At 61.7% G+C, this 14,868-nt stretch carries 11 protein-coding genes; 9 read left to right on the top strand and 2 right to left on the bottom strand.

The features are described 5' to 3' along the window. Positions 1 to 8: 8 nt before the first annotated feature. Both J1C49_RS01775 and J1C49_RS01780 read right to left on the bottom strand, forming a co-directional pair. Positions 9 to 2,471, bottom strand: coding sequence for a zinc-dependent metalloprotease (locus tag J1C49_RS01775; RefSeq protein WP_227444076.1), 2,463 nt, complete (start codon positions 2,469 to 2,471; stop codon positions 9 to 11). A gap of 562 nt (positions 2,472 to 3,033) precedes the next feature. Next, positions 3,034 to 3,792, bottom strand: a complete 759-nt coding sequence (locus J1C49_RS01780; protein ID WP_227444077.1) for an AraC family transcriptional regulator — start codon at positions 3,790 to 3,792, stop codon at positions 3,034 to 3,036. Positions 3,793 to 4,113: 321 nt separating this feature from the next. On the opposite strand from J1C49_RS01780, the gene J1C49_RS01785 reads away from it, so the two are divergent. The 9 genes from J1C49_RS01785 to J1C49_RS01825 are packed head-to-tail and all read left to right on the top strand — an operon-like array spanning position 4,114 to position 14,301. After that, positions 4,114 to 5,511 (top strand): aldehyde dehydrogenase family protein, encoded by a 1,398-nt coding sequence (locus J1C49_RS01785; RefSeq protein ID WP_227444078.1) that lies wholly within the window; start codon positions 4,114 to 4,116, stop codon positions 5,509 to 5,511. A gap of 2 nt (positions 5,512 to 5,513) precedes the next feature. Continuing rightward, positions 5,514 to 6,719 carry an amino acid ABC transporter substrate-binding protein gene (locus tag J1C49_RS01790; protein ID WP_227444079.1) on the top strand — a complete coding sequence of 402 codons (1,206 nt, stop codon included), beginning with the start codon at positions 5,514 to 5,516 and terminating at the stop codon, positions 6,717 to 6,719. A 57-nt stretch (positions 6,720 to 6,776) separates the two neighbouring features. Then, on the top strand, positions 6,777 to 7,643 hold the full coding sequence (locus J1C49_RS01795) for a branched-chain amino acid ABC transporter permease (RefSeq protein ID WP_227444080.1): 867 nt from the start codon (positions 6,777 to 6,779) through the stop codon (positions 7,641 to 7,643). Then, complete coding sequence (locus J1C49_RS01800; protein WP_227444081.1) at positions 7,640 to 8,575, top strand: branched-chain amino acid ABC transporter permease; 936 nt, start codon at positions 7,640 to 7,642, stop codon at positions 8,573 to 8,575. The genes J1C49_RS01795 and J1C49_RS01800 overlap by 4 nt, the downstream gene beginning before the upstream one ends. Then, entirely contained in the window at positions 8,572 to 9,303 is a 732-nt protein-coding gene (locus J1C49_RS01805; protein WP_227444082.1) for an ABC transporter ATP-binding protein, read from the top strand. Before J1C49_RS01800 ends, J1C49_RS01805 begins: the two co-directional genes overlap by 4 nt. Further along, on the top strand, positions 9,296 to 10,447 hold the full coding sequence (locus tag J1C49_RS01810; RefSeq protein WP_227444083.1) for an ABC transporter ATP-binding protein: 1,152 nt from the start codon (positions 9,296 to 9,298) through the stop codon (positions 10,445 to 10,447). Before J1C49_RS01805 ends, J1C49_RS01810 begins: the two co-directional genes overlap by 8 nt. Before the next feature lie 4 nt (positions 10,448 to 10,451). Then, complete coding sequence (locus tag J1C49_RS01815; protein WP_227444084.1) at positions 10,452 to 11,924, top strand: aldehyde dehydrogenase family protein; 1,473 nt, start codon at positions 10,452 to 10,454, stop codon at positions 11,922 to 11,924. A gap of 9 nt (positions 11,925 to 11,933) precedes the next feature. Further along, positions 11,934 to 12,722, top strand: coding sequence for a coniferyl-alcohol dehydrogenase (locus tag J1C49_RS01820; protein WP_227444085.1), 789 nt, complete (start codon positions 11,934 to 11,936; stop codon positions 12,720 to 12,722). 13 nt (positions 12,723 to 12,735) lie between these two features. Next, positions 12,736 to 14,301, top strand: a complete 1,566-nt coding sequence (locus J1C49_RS01825) for a flotillin family protein (RefSeq protein ID WP_227444086.1) — start codon at positions 12,736 to 12,738, stop codon at positions 14,299 to 14,301. Positions 14,302 to 14,868 lie beyond the last annotated feature (567 nt).

The raw sequence follows: 14,868 nt of genomic DNA on the forward strand, positions 1-14,868 counted from the left end.
GGTTGGTTTCAACGGTCTGCGTCTCCGGGCTGCGGGTCTGTGTTGGCGTCGTCGGCGTCGGGATCCATCCCGAGCAGGCGTTCGACATCCTTGAAGAGCCGGGTGGCGAACCCGTCTTCCTCCGGGGCCAGCGCCTCTACAAGGCGCTCAAGCTCCGTCGCGGCGGCGGCGTCAAGGCCGGTGTCGGTCAGGCCCGCGGCGCCCAGATCGACAACCCCTTGCGGGAACCCGAGCAGGCCAAGCATCGCGGCGGATGGATCGCCTTCGTAGAGCGGCAGCGTTGTCAGCAGGCCGACATATTCGCTCAATGCGGCGCGTTTTGGGGACGCCATGTCCTCGATCGTCGTGGCATCGCGCAGGAACGCGTCGGTAATCGTGGCGAGCATCTCGGCCACACCGAAATCCCGCTCCGGCTGAAGCATGTTCTGAGTATAGACGAGCCGGATCCGGGCCGGGTCCAGCACGTCCGACACCAGCCTGCGCGCCATGAGATCGGCCCCTTCGAGACCGCCGACCGGCCTGAATTCCGCCAGCAGGACCGGATCGGCAAACATGTCCAGCCCGGAGACCCCCTCGGACATGAGGTATGTCAGGGCGGCTTTCTGATCCGCGACGCTGACATAGGATGTCGGGATGCCGTCCGAGGCAGTCGATTCCAACCCGCCGATCATCTGGGCCACGCTGTCGGCAAATCCGAGATACCGTTCCTTGGCCTGGTCAAAGACACGCCCCATGGTTTCGCCCCTCTCAGGCGATGGCGCGACGGCGTCCGGCAAGCGCGATAACGCGCTTTGCAGGGCAGCCATGCCGGCGCGGGTGGCTTCGATCCGATCCGCGCCGATATTCTCCGACAGGATCGCCGGGTCGAAATGTCCAAGCGCTTCGGAGGGCATCTCCCCGGCCCCCCAGACAAGCTCTGGCTGCTCGGTGGCTTGCGCGGCCAGCGCTTCCAGCGCATCCTCGTCGAGACCGGGCGTGTAGCCCCAGGCAATCGCGTGGCTGTCATAGGCGCTGATCAGCGGAAAGAACTGGTCGATCCCGTCTTCGGGCCGCGCAACATAGTTGTAGCGCCCGTAAGCCATGATAGAGGATGTCGAGCCATGCTCGGCCACAAAGGCAGCGTCGCGCAGTTGATCGGTGCTCCACGCGGTCGATGCGTGATGGTTGTGGCGCAACCCGAGCGTATGGCCGACCTCGTGGCTGACCGCGTAGCGCAGGATGCGGCCCTGCAGCGCTTCCGGCAGCGGCAGCGATTGTGCCCGGGAATCGAGATCCGACATCAGCAGGTAGTAGTAATCCGAAAAAACGTTCAACACGTCCGGCCAGACAAGGATATGCGCCGAAATGATCTCGCCCGTGCGGGGATCGTGGACATTTGGCCCGAGCGCATTGGCAATCGGCTGCGTGATCCAGCGGATGACATTGTTGCCCGCGTCGTTGACCGACCAGTCCGGATCCTCATCCGGCGTCGGCGCGTCACGCGCCACGATGGCATTGGAAAACCCGGCGGCCTCGAAGGCCGGTTGCCAGTCCTCGATGGCCGCACGCACGTAAGGGCGCCATCGTTCCGGAATTTCAGGCGACAGGTAATAGACCAGCGGCGCCACCGGGTCGGATGGGCGCGGGGCTTCGGGATCGGCATGGGTAAGACGGTGCCGCAAAGCCAGTTGGCGCACCCCGGCGGCGGAGCCGTCCGCACCCTCGAATTCGAGCACTTCGGTCGCGAAATACCCCACGCGCGGGTCAAACAGCCTGCGCTCCATCGGCTCTTCCGGCAGGAGCGTGATCGTATGGGCGACCTCGACCGATAGCGCACGATCCTGCCCCGCCAGATCCTGGGCCATGAATGTCAGATGCGAGACGAGGAAGATATTCGTCGGATGGGCAGAGGCGCGGGCGATGTAGGACCGCGTGGGATCAACCGCGATCGGGGTCATCCCGGTGGTGGCCAGCTGTGCCTTGACCGAATAGTCGGCAATGTCTGACGTGAAAGGCCCCGTCGCATCCAGCAGGATCCGCCCGTCTGCGCTTTCTGCCAGAATATCGAACGCGAGAAGGATGGGGCCAATCTGCGCGTTGGCAAACGCGATGTCGATCGGGGTCATTTTCAGGTCAGCGGTCGGGAAATCCGCCGTGCCGCTTGTGCGGATCGACCCGGAAGACAGGGACCGCACAAAGACGCGCTGTCCCTGCCGTTCCAACGTGATCGCGCGGGTCGCAATCTCTGTTCCGAACAAGGAAATCGCGTCGGCAGGATAGCGCGCCACCTCCGCGGACCACACAAGCGTCCGGTCAAAGACGTCCGGAGGGAGCGACAGGTAATGCTGCGCGTCCTTGGTCAAGATCTGAACCGGTCCGTCACTGATCTGCGCACCGGCTACGAGCTGGTCATAATCCTCGGCGTCCTGAGCCAGGGCGGAGAGCGGAAGAAGGTGGCAGAGGAAGACTGCTAGAGCGATTGCACGGCGCATGACAATCCTTAACGGGGAACCATTTTGCCCAGCGAGCCGACCACATTTGGAAAATCACCACAAGAAGATAATAACCAGAATATACCTTTCGACATTTGGATTTCCGGACGGTCATGTCCACGGTTTCACCGAGGCTGCGCGGCCGGTGCCGCATGCTGCGCTTTGGGCAGATGCCGGTGCGGTGCACGCGGAACCGCGCCGCGCTATCCGATCCACTCAATGTCCGGGATCTATGGTGGGGGCCATGCGATCAGCGCCATCGACAGCCCGGTTCCGCACATATGCGTGGCCTTAATATGATCGGAGCAGACCTTTGTCGGCAGGAGTCAGGTTTGTAGAGGTCCTGAGAACGAGCTGGACCTGTATTGAGGCTGGGAATCGTGGCATTTCGGGTCGTGATTGACCCGTCTGACGGAGATTTTCGAGGTCATATGACTGCGTCCCGATACTTTGCAGCGGGCGCCGACGGTGTTTGTGCAATCCAGACGGAGATGGGTTTGACGGCAAATCCCATGATGTCGTGCGGAATTGACGAGGCCATGACAACGGGCCGGTTCCCGCGTCAGGGCCAGTCGGTAAAATTGGCGGTCTGTTCGATCACGGGTTCCGCTTGCCGGACGGCGTCGTCAAGTCGAAACTGACCCGGTGGCACACCTTCCAGCTTGCGGAAAAAAGCACTGAACTGGGCCGATGCCTTGAAACCAAGGTAGGCGGCGATCTGATCGAGCGTCATGTTCGATCGCGTGAGGAGCGCTTTGGCTTCACGATGTGTGCGCTCGTGAATCAACTGGAGCGGTGTGCGCTTCAACTGCTGCGTGGTCATGTTGTGCAGACGGTCAGTCGTGGTGCCAAGCGCGTTCGCGTAATCCGTCACGCGCCATCTGCTGCGGAAGTTGATCTCGACCAATTGCCGGAAGCGCCAAAGAACATTGTTGCGCGGGCCACTTTCGACCGGCACGGCATCGGCATCGTAGCTGTGCCGCCACAGGTGGATCAGAAGACAGCGCAGCTGCGCCTCGATGATGACGAGGCGTCCCGGTGCGCGCCGTTGCGCTTCGAGGCCGATGGTATGCACCGCTTGGGTGATCTGTAGGTCCTGCTCCGGAAACTCCCCAAGCGGCAGCGCAATCGGTTCGCGCAGCATCACGCGCAGTTCGACCGCCTCTGGACGGTTTCCCAGAACGTTGGCCATCGCGAGCCCATCGATTGCCAGGTGGGCGCCTGAAGACCCCGCAAGGAGTTTGATCCGCTGTCGCGCATCGTCCGGCAGACACACCAGAGCGGGTGCTTCCAAAACATTGGCGCTTGTCGGGTCTTCCATGTCCGAGCGTAGGATCCTTGCGGCGCCGGATCGGACATAGACGATTTGCCACCACCGATGTGTTGGAGCCCGCGGGGCCACCACAATGCGGTCCTGCAAGCCACTTTCCAACCTGTCGAAAAAGAAATGACTGTCGATCTGAGTCACGGCAAAAGCCTCATGGTTGCGCCATTCTACCAGTTTTTGAAATGATATGACCAGTTTTTCGCATTTTTTTGCCCCTGCAACGCTTCATTATAGCCTGCCAGGGGGGAAAGACGGTCGACGGCGTCTTGTCCCGGGGGGAACGGCGCATTGCTTCAACAACGCTCTGCCAGAGATATGCATGAGGCCATAGGGGGCCAGTCATCGGCATGCCGCGCGGCGGACGAAGCCGCAAATTCAGCGGCCCGGGCGTTCTGGTCCTGGTCCAAAACAACGCGGGCAGAGCGCGTCGACTTGCTGCGGTCCATGGCAGACATTCTGGAGCAGGAGCGCCCGACACTTGTTGAAATCGCCGCGCTGGAGGTTGGCGCGGCACCGCAGTGGACGGATTTCAATATCGCGGTCGCCAAGAAAATCCTGCTTCAAGCCTGTGATCTCGTGCCGCTCCTCGATGACCAGACGGTGGACCATCCCGACGGGCGTCGCTCGATCGTGAGACGTCAGGCCGTTGGAGTCGTTCTCGGGTTCGTGCCTTGGAACGCGCCCGTCGCACTTGCCGCGCGCGCGATGGCGGCGCCCGTCGCTTGTGGCAATTCGGTCGTTCTGAAAGCCTCCGAGCATTGCCCGAGAACCCATCAATTGATTGTCGACCTCTTCACCCGGGCCGGGCTCCCGAAGGATGTCGTCACCGTGGTGACCAATGGCCCTGACGAGAGTTTCGACGTGGCGCGTGCGCTCATCCGCCATCCAACCATCCGCAGGATCAACTTTACCGGCTCGACACGGGTTGGGCAGATGGTTGCGATCGAGGCGGCGCAGGTTCTGAAGCGCTGTCTGCTTGAACTCAGTGGCAAGGCGCCGCTCATCGTGCTCGACGATGCCGATCTCGATCTTGCCGCCGCGGCGGCCATGACGGGCGCGTTTTTCAACCAGGGCCAGGTTTGCATGTCGACAGAGCGGATCATCGTGCTCGACGCCGTGGCCGATGCCTTTGTGGACAAGCTGGTTTCCAAGACCCGCGCGTTGCATGCCGCCGATCCCCGCGACGAAACCGCCCCGCTCGGCCGGCTCGTCAACGAAGAAGCGGCCCGCCGCGTCTCCGGCCTGATCGACGACGCCGTCGCGCTCGGGGCAACCCTGCGGATGGGCGGGGAAGTCTCCGGGGCTGTGATGCAACCTGCCGTGCTTGATCACATCACGCCCAACATGCGCATCTATCTCGAGGAAAGCTTCGGGCCCGTTGCATCGGTCATTCGGGTTCGGGATGTCGAGGAGGCGATCTCGGTTGCCAACGATACAGAATTCGGTCTGGCCTCTGCTGTGTTCAGCCGGGATCCCGACCGATGCGCAGCAGTCGCGGACCGGCTTGAAACCGGTATCTGCCAGATCAACGGGCCGACCGTCTTCGATGATCCTACGATGCCGTTCGGTGGCATGAAATCCAGCGGATATGGCCGGTTCGGAGGGACGGCCGCGCTGGATGAATTCACCGAAATCCGCTGGCTTTCGCAGCACAACGATCTTCAGGCCAATGACGTCGAAGAATTGCTCAACCTTGGGAGGAAAGAAGCATGATGATGAAACGTAGAACCGCGTTGACGCTTGGGGCAGCCGCCGCCGCGAGCCTTGCCGCGCCGCGCCTTGCGCTCGCGCAATCCGATGTGGTCAAGATCGGGGCAGTCGCACCGAAAACCGGCCCCCTCGCGGGTGGTGCAACCGTGACGCAATGGCCGAACGTGGCGCTTTGGGCCAATCAGGTGAATGCCAAAGGCGGCCTGATGGTTGATGGCGGTCAGAAGATGGTCGAGGTCATCGAATATGACGATCAGACCAATCCCGGCGAAACGATCAAGGCGGTTCAGCGTCTGGCAACGCAGGACAACGCCGATTTCATCATTGCCCCCTACGGTACCGGCTTCAACATCGCGGCTGCGCCGCTGTTCGATCGCTACAAATATCCGCAGCTTGCCGTCTCCGCGATCACGGATCAAATCGAAGACCTGTCCAGCAAGTTCAACGGCATGTTCTTTTTGCTTGGCTCCACGACGGCCTTTGTGAGCGGCGTTGTCGACGTGCTGAAGGGGATGCAAAATGCCGGCACGCTGACCGGCAACAAGATCGCCATGGTCAATGTGGCCGACGCCTTCGGCATCGAATTGGCCGCCGCCGCCAGACCGTTGTTTGAGGCCGCTGGCTTCGACATTGTCTACGACACCTCGTATCCGCTGGGCACGCAGGATCTGTCGCCCGTCATGAAAGCGGCGAAAGCCGCGCAGCCAAACGCGTTTGTGGCATGGTCCTATCCGCCGGACACGTTCGGGCTGACCGAACAGGCGATCATCGAAGACCTTCAGGTGGAGGCCTATTACACCGCCGTTGCAACCTGTTTCCCGGCCTTCGGCAACCGCTTCGGGGCGGCCGCAAACGGCATTCTTGGTGCCGGCGGTTCGAACCCGGACGACGAAAAGTTCAAGGCCTATGCCGCCGCGCATATGGATGTGACCGGCAGCGCCCCGGATGGCTGGGCCTCTGCCACGACCTATGCATCGCTGCAGATCCTGGAGCAGTCCATTGCCGCTGTCGGCCTCGACCGCGAAGGCGTGACCGAACACGTCAAAGCCACGACATTTGACACTGTGCTCGGTGACATGAGCTTCAACGCCAACAATTTCAACGAGCGGTTCTGGACCGTCGGTCAGTGGCAAGACGGCGTCTATCAGGGCGTCGGCGAGACCGGACGCGAGGGCGCGAAAGCCGTGCAACTGAAGCAAGGCTGGGCGTAAAACCTTGGAACATGGCCCCGGCCTTCGGGCTGGGGCCAGATGAAGGGCAGAATTTCAATGGACATCGTCATTATCGGGCTCCTCCTCGGCGGCACCTACGCGCTGATCGCCATGGGGCTGAACCTGCAATACGGCGTGGCGCGGATCATGAATCTTGCCAATGGCGAAATGCTGGTGGCCGGTGGCTTCACCGCGTTCTGGTTCTATACCGCCGGAAACATCAGCCCGCTTCTGACGATCTTTATCGTTGCGCCGGTGGCCTTTGCTGCGAATTGGCTGATCTACAGGATCATGCTGGAACCGCTGGTGCGCCGTGCCAAAAGCCGGGGCCAGCTTGAAGTCGACAGCATTCTGGCCACGTTCGGGATGTCCTTTATCGCCGTGGGACTCATGCTGGCCTTTTTCGGCGGCGATTACTTCAACTATTCCTTCCTTGCCGTGCCGGTGACGATCATGGGCGATACCTATGCCCAGAACCGGGTTGTGGCGTTTCTTGCGGCTGTTGTCATCTGCGCCATTCTTTATGCCTGGATCACCTATTCGCGGACCGGTCTGTCACTTCGTGCAATCGCCGTGTCGCCGGAAAGCGCGCGCTTGGCGGGCATCAACGTGCGCCAGCGCGCGGCGATCGCCTTTGCTTTGGGCGGTGCCATCACTGCGGTGGGTGGCGCGCTCATTTCGTCATTCTTGACCCTGGATGCGTCCGCGGGCGTCGCCTTCACGCTGAAAGCGCTGATCATCGTCATCATGGGCGGGGTCGGCGATGTGCGTGGCACGATCATTGCAGCGCTGCTCCTGGGCGTGGTGGAAACGCTTGTCGCCTCGTTGATCGATCCGGGGCTGACGCTGGCCGCGGCCTATACGTTGTTCATCCTCGTCCTGTTGTTCAGACCGCAGGGCCTGTTCGGAAGAAAACCGACATGATTGCCGGCAAGGAACTTCAAGGCGTCATCGTTGCAACGATCCTGCTGCTGATTGCCGGGGCGTTGCCGTATTACGGATCCGACTATCTTCTGTCGCTCGGCATCACGATCGCGATGTTCACGGTGCTGGCCACATCATGGGCGCTGTTTTCCGGGCCCACACATTACATCTCGCTCGCCACGGCAGCATTCTTCGGTCTGGGAACCTATACGGCCGGATTGGGTATCGAAACGCTGCCATTCTGGGTGCTGATTGGGCTGGCAGGCGTTCTGGGCGCGGGTCTGGCCGCGCTTGTGGGTCTGGCAACCCTGCGCTTGTCAGGGGTCTATTTCGTGATTTTCACCCTTGGACTGGCTGAACTCGTCCGGCAGGTCATCACCTGGGGGCAGAACATGACCGGCCAGAAAGGCCTGTATGTCCTGACGGATTTTACCGAAGCCAACCTCTATCAGATGCTTGTCGCGCTGGGCGCGGCGGTCTTTCTTGTCGGTTGGCTGATCAATCGCTCGCGACTGGGCTTTGCGCTGCGCATCATCGGGGATGATGAGACCGTTGCGGCCCATTCCGGCATCAATACGGCGCTGGCCAAGGTGCTGCTCTTTATGGTCTCCGGCGCTGTCGCCGCCATGACCGGGGCGATCCTCGCACCGCGGTATGTCTATATCGAACCCGCGCTGGCCTTTACCCCCCTGCTGTCATTCCAGGTGGTGATCATGGCGCTTCTGGGCGGGGTGCACCGCCTTTGGGGGCCGATTGTGGGTGTCATCCCGTTTACGATCATCCTTGAGACGATATCGGCCAATTTCCCGAACCAGGTGACGCTGTTCATCGGGATCGTCTTCCTTGTCATCGTCTATTTCATTCCGCGCGGGTTTGCGGGGCTGATAGAACAGATGCGCGATTGGTCCCGAAGCCGGGAGGGGCTGACATGAGCGAAGCTGTCCTGTCCCTGCGCGGGGTCACCAAACGTTTTGGCGGTCTGATCGCGGTCAACACCATCGATTTCCAGGTGCGCCCGGGCCAGGTGGTCGGGCTGATCGGACCGAACGGCTCTGGCAAGTCGACGACCCTCAACTTGATCTCCGGAGCCCTGCCCCTGACCGAAGGCGAAATCCATCTGCGGGGCAGCACCATCAGCGGGCTGCGCGCCGACAAGATTGCCAGGCGCGGTATATCCCGCACGTTTCAGCTTGTGCGGCTTCTGCCGTCGATGACGGTGGAGCAGAATATCATTGCCGGTGCCGTGTTCGGCCATCGCCGTCGCTGGGGCGCCGAGGCCAGGCAGGAAGCGGCCCGGCTGGTGGAACGGGTGGGCCTTGTTGGCAAAGGCAATATGGCCGTCGGACAGCTGACATATATCGATACCAAGCGGGTCGAGCTGGCGCGGGCGCTGGCCTCCGACCCGACGGTGTTGCTCCTTGACGAGTGGCTTGCCGGGCTGAACCCCACGGAATTGCAGGTCGGGATCGATCTGATCCACTCGCTGCGCGACGAAGGCCGCACCATTGTACTTGTGGAACATGTGATGGACGCCATCCGGTCGCTCTGCGACTACTGTGTGGTCATGTCTTCGGGCGCAAAAATCGCGGAAGGCACGCCGTCACAGGTGCTTTCAGATCCGGAAGTGATCCGGGCCTATCTGGGGGATGACGATGCTTGAAATCCGTGATCTGAGCGTGGCCTACGGCAAACACCAGGCGTTGGAGGGCGCAACGCTGCGCGTCAACCCCGGCGAGATCGTCGTGATCCTCGGCGCAAACGGCGCAGGCAAATCGACGCTTCTCAAGGCGGTCTCGGGGATCTGCGAAGGCAAGGTGCGCGGCTCTGTCACTCTGGACGGGCACCAACTGGACAGTCTTCCCGCAGATCGCATTGTCGAGGAAGGCATCGCTCTTGTTCCAGAAGGTCGCGGCATCTTTGGGGATCTGACCGTCGAGGAAAACCTGAAACTGGGTGCCTATCCCGAACGGGCCAAGGGGGACGAACAGGCCAACCTCGATCGTGTTTTTGCGCTGTTTCCCAAGTTGATCGAACGCCGAAGACAGGTCGCGCGCACCATGTCCGGGGGGGAGCAGCAGATGGTCGCCATTGGTCGCGCCATGATGTCCTCACCGCAAATCCTGACTCTGGACGAACCGTCGCTGGGTCTCTCGCCGCTGCTTTGCAAGGAATTGTTCCAGAATTTGAAGCAGGTTCGCGCGCTTGGGATTGGCATTCTGATGGTCGAGCAGAATGCCAAGCAAAGCCTTGCCATTGCCGATCGGGGGTACTTGCTGGAAAACACTCGGATCGTTCATGAAGGTGAGGCGAAAGCGCTGATGACGGATCCCGCGGTGCAGGCCGCCTATCTCGGTGGCGGCGGCGCAGCAGCGCCTGCGACGCATAGCCCGCCGCCGTCATCGGAAAAGGAGACGCTCACCAAGGTGACTGTGCGCCCGCCGTCGCGCAGGCGGCAATCGGCGGATGTGCTTGTCGGGATGGATCTGAGCGATCTTGTTGCGAAGGCCGGCGAGACGGCGAAATCGGCGCCCAAGGTCAAGGCCGCTCCGATGGCCGCGGCGGAGGCGCGACAAGACGATATCAAGGCGATGCTCAAGGAGTTTGAAATCGCCGCTGCGCGGGCCGGTCAGTCCAGACCGCTGCCCGACTACACCCCGGTCGCGCGCTCCGCATCACCCGCCGCACCCGCTGCCTCTGCCTCGACCGGGTCGAGCGACGACGCGCCAGTCACCATCGAAGTCTACCGCGCCCCTCGCGTTGAAGTGTACCGCCGCCGCACCAACGGCGATTTTGAAAGGGATTGAGCCAATGCTAGATCACTCTGGCCCGCATACCCTCAAGGGCATGTATATCAACGGTCAGTGGGTTACGCCCGCAGGCACTTTCGACGACCAGAACCCGTCAGACGGATCTGTCTGGGCCAAGGCGCCCGATGGGGGTGCCGCCGAGGCGCGGACGGCGATTGAAGCGGCCCAGAACGCCTTTCCAGCGTGGTCCGGTCTGATGTTTCAGGACCGCGCGCAATACATGCTGAAGATCGCCGACATCATCGCGCGGCGACAGGTCGATTACGCAACCGCCAATCAAGGCGAGGCAGGCGGCTGGTTCGGGAAGGGCATGTTCGAGGCGGGCTACGCCGTCGAGGTGTTCCGGGCGGCGGCGGCCATGTGCTACCAGAGCATCGGTGAAATCCTGCCGTCCGAACATGGCAAGCTCTCGACGGCGCAGCGTGTGCCAATGGGCGTCGTGTCTGTGATCTCGCCATGGAACATGCCCTGTATCCTGACCGCACGCGGCTTTGCCTTTCCAATGGCCGCCGGCAACACCATCGTTTTGAAACCGTCAGAGGATACGCCTTATTGCGGGGGCCTGTTCTTTGCGGAAGTGCTCGAAGAGGCCGGTGTCCCGGCCGGTGTGTTCAACGTCGTGACGTCGAGCCGCAACCGGGTTGCCGAAATGGGCGACGAATTGGTCGAGAACCCCCTTGTGAAAGGCATCTCGTTCACCGGATCCACGCCGGTTGGGCGTTCCATCGCGGCCAAGGCCGGGGCGCATCTGAAGAAGTGCTGCGTCGAGCTTGGCGGCAAGGACAGCCTGATTGTCCTTGAGGATGCGGATATGGATCGTGCAACGGCGTCCGCCAATTTCGGCGCCTTCATGCATCAGGGCCAAATATGCATGAGCGTGGAAAAGGTCCTGGTGCATGAAAGCATCTATCATGACTTCCTCGCAGGTCTGAAAGCGCGGACCTCCAGGCTGAAGATGGGCGACACGGGCGACAAGTCGAACGTCATCGGACCGCTCATCAACGACCGCCAGGTGGCGCGCGTTGCAAGCCAGATCGAGGATGCGGTCAGCAAGGGCGCAACGGTCGAGATTGGTGGCGGCGTGCATGGACGTTTCGTGGAGCCGACGATTCTGACCAATGTCAATTCCGGCATGCAGGTCTGGCAGGAAGAGACCTTTGGGCCAGTGGTGGTGGTCGTGCCGTTCAGCACCGATGACGAGGCCATCGCGCTGAACAATGACACCGAATACGGGCTGTCGTCGGGGATCATCACGCGCAACGAGGCCAGAGCGTTGGAGATGTCCAAGCGGCTGGAAACCGGCATGTGCCACGTGAATTGCTCATCAGTAAACGACGAGCCGCATGTGCCTTTCGGGGGGTCCAAAGCCTCTGGTGTCGGACGTCATGGCGGGCGCTGGTCGATGGAGACCTTCACCGAAACCCGCTGGATCACGCTGGATCGTGGTCATCGGCCCTATCCACCCGTGTTTTGAGGAGCAGTCATGCAAGACCTGCTGAAGGGCAAACGGATCGTTGTGACCGGATCGGCATCCGGTATCGGATGGGAGACGGCAAAAATCCTGACCGATCAGGGCGCGGAAGTCTTGGGGATCGACGTCAACAAGAACTTTGACCATGTCGAAGAGTTCTACCGCGCGGATCTATCCGACCCGCGCGCAATCGATGCGTTGATCGACGTGCTGCCGGACGGGATCGACGGTCTGGTGAACAATGCAGGCTTGCCGCCGACGCGTCCGGCCGAGCAGCTTATCGCGATAAATCTGCTGGCTGTGAAACGGCTGACCTTGGGCCTCGTCCCGAAGCTGCGCGACAATGCCAGTATCGTCAACGTCGCTTCCCTTGCCGGGTTCGGTTGGCCACAGGCCGTAGAGGCCATCAGGGCGAGCGAAACGCTTGATTTCGGGGGCATCAAGGACTTCATGCTCACCCACAACATCACCAACGAAGGCGGACGAAGCTACTTCTTTACCAAGGAAGCCCTGATCGTCTGGACCATGCAGAACCGATGGACATGGCGCAATCGCGGCATCCGCATCAACAGCGTCAGCCCGGGCCCGGTCAACACCCCGATCATTGGCGATTTCCTGGAGACCCTGGGTGCCCGGGCCGAGGAAGACGCCCGGGTGATGGATCGCCCCGGTGAAGCCGCCGACATCGCCCCGGTCATTGCCTTCATGCTCAGCGACCTGAGCCAATGGATACGCGGCACCAACATTCCCACGGACGGCGGCATGTCGTCCAACATCCTGTGCGAAATGCACGGGCTCTAGGAAAGGAACACCCATGTCTGCTCTTGCCTGGATTATCCTGCTCGTCATTGTCCTCGCCGTTCTCGTGGTGCTGGCAGCCGCATTCTACCAGAGGGCCTCCAATGAGGTCGCATTGGTCAAGACCGGGATCGGCGGGCGCAAGGTCGTGATCGACGGTGGCACGCTGGCCATCCCCTATTTCCACGAAGTTGCACGGGTCAACATGCAGACGATCCGCATGAGCGTGGCCTGCGACGGCGAGCGCTCCCTGATCACTCAGGACCGATTGCGCGTCAATGTCGAGGCAGAGGTTTACGTAAGCGTAAAGCCCGATGAGGATTCGGTGTCCCGCGCGACGCAGACCCTCGGCAAACGGCTGTTTCAGGCGGATCAGCTGCGCGGCCTTCTGGACGGCATGGTCATTGATGCGTTGCGGGCGGAAGCGGCCAAGGCGACGATGGATGAGCTGCACGAGAACCGAGGCGCCTTCGTGGCCAATGTTCAGAAGGCCCTGACGGACCCTTTGGCGAAGTTTGGTCTTGAAATGGACAGCGTTTCGCTGATTGGCCTCGATCAGACACCCTTCGCCGCGCTTGATGAAAACAACGCTTTCAACGCAGTGGGCATGCGCAAACTCGCACAGGTGATCGCCACTTCGCGCAAGGAGCGCGCCGAGATCGAGCGGAACTCGGAGGTCTCCGTCACTCAGACAGCCATGGAAGCGGCGAAGCGCAAGCTTGAAATCGAGCTTGAGCAACGTCGGGCCGAAATCGCGCAAGCGCAAGAAATCGAAACGCTTCTGGCCACGCAAATGGCTGAGATCGCCAATCGCAAGGCGGAGGCCGAACGGTCCAAGGCGCGCGCGCGCATCCAGATGGAGCAGGACATTCAAGCGGATGAAATCGCCAGTGCCAAGGCGCTCCGCCAGGCCGAAATTGCCCGCCAGCAGGATCTCGAACTGGCGGAGCAGGATCGGCTGATCCAGATCGCGGCCAAGAGCCAGGAGGAAAGCCGGGCACAGGCCAGCGCAGATGTGGCGCGCACCGAAGCGGTCAAGGCAGCGGAAGCCCTGCGCACGGCCGAAGCCATGGCTCAGGCGGAACGCAAGAAGGCGCTGGCACTGCTCAGCGCGGAACAGGAGGCCGAAAGCGCGGCGGCGCGGGCCCGCATCGCGTCTGAAAGCGACAAGGCGACAGCCAAGGACAAGCGCGCCGCCAAAGAGGAAGAAGCGCTTGCCATGAAAGCCTTTGAGCTGGCGCAAGCCGAAGCAACGCTGGCGCGGATCAATGCCGAAAACGCCCGATCCGACGCGATCGTCGCAATGGAACTGGAAAAGGCCCGCCTGGAAAGCATGCCGAAGATCATTGCCGAAATGGTGCGCCCGGCGGAAAAGATCAAAGGGATCAGCATCAATCATATCAACGGCATGGGCAGCAACGGTGCGGAGGCCGGGTCCACTGCGCCGGTCAGTCAGGCCATCAACAGCATCATGGACATGGCGGTGCAAATGCCCGCACTCAAGAAGATCGGCGATGCCGTCGGCGTCAATCTTGAAGATTCGATCGAGACCGTCTCAGGCAGGAAGGCAGACAAATCGTAACGCCATCTTTTGATGGGCGCCTCATGCTCACCGCCTCGCATCGTCACCCCGGCCCCGCGGCGCAGCTTGGTCGGTTTGAAGGGCCATACCCGTCGAGCCGGTCATAACCCGCGGCGTGGTCCGGTCTTCAAGCGGCTTGCAGAGCGCGCGACCGCCGCGCCGCGCATCCTGCGGGGGCAGACCACTGTGCCGGAAGCGGAAGGATCCGCATCACGCAAGCGTCCCACGCCATCGCAACGACGCGTGCGAGGAGAGCCATCGACAGCGGGGCTGCTTGAGGCCATGCGCAATTCAGGGCAACTGAGAGGCTCTGATCGCTGGCGAGGGCAGCGGGAGGAAGGCGCCGCCCGGTCATTTGGCGCCGTCGAGGCTATGGGCTGACGGTGCTGAATGGTCATGCACCGTCAGCGATTGCTGGGCAGAAGTCTTGGGGCGCTTGGCCGCAGAGTGCCGCTTCGGCGACGCACCGCATCGGTGGCGGACGGTTTCACAAGCCTGTTTTACGCAGCGATTGCTGCCAGAATGACGCCCGTCATGTCCGAAACAGTCAAGAATGCCCGCAAGCCC

This window comes from Cognatishimia sp. F0-27, from assembly GCF_020667845.1.
In the GTDB taxonomy this organism is placed as follows: domain Bacteria; phylum Pseudomonadota; class Alphaproteobacteria; order Rhodobacterales; family Rhodobacteraceae; genus JAFMPQ01.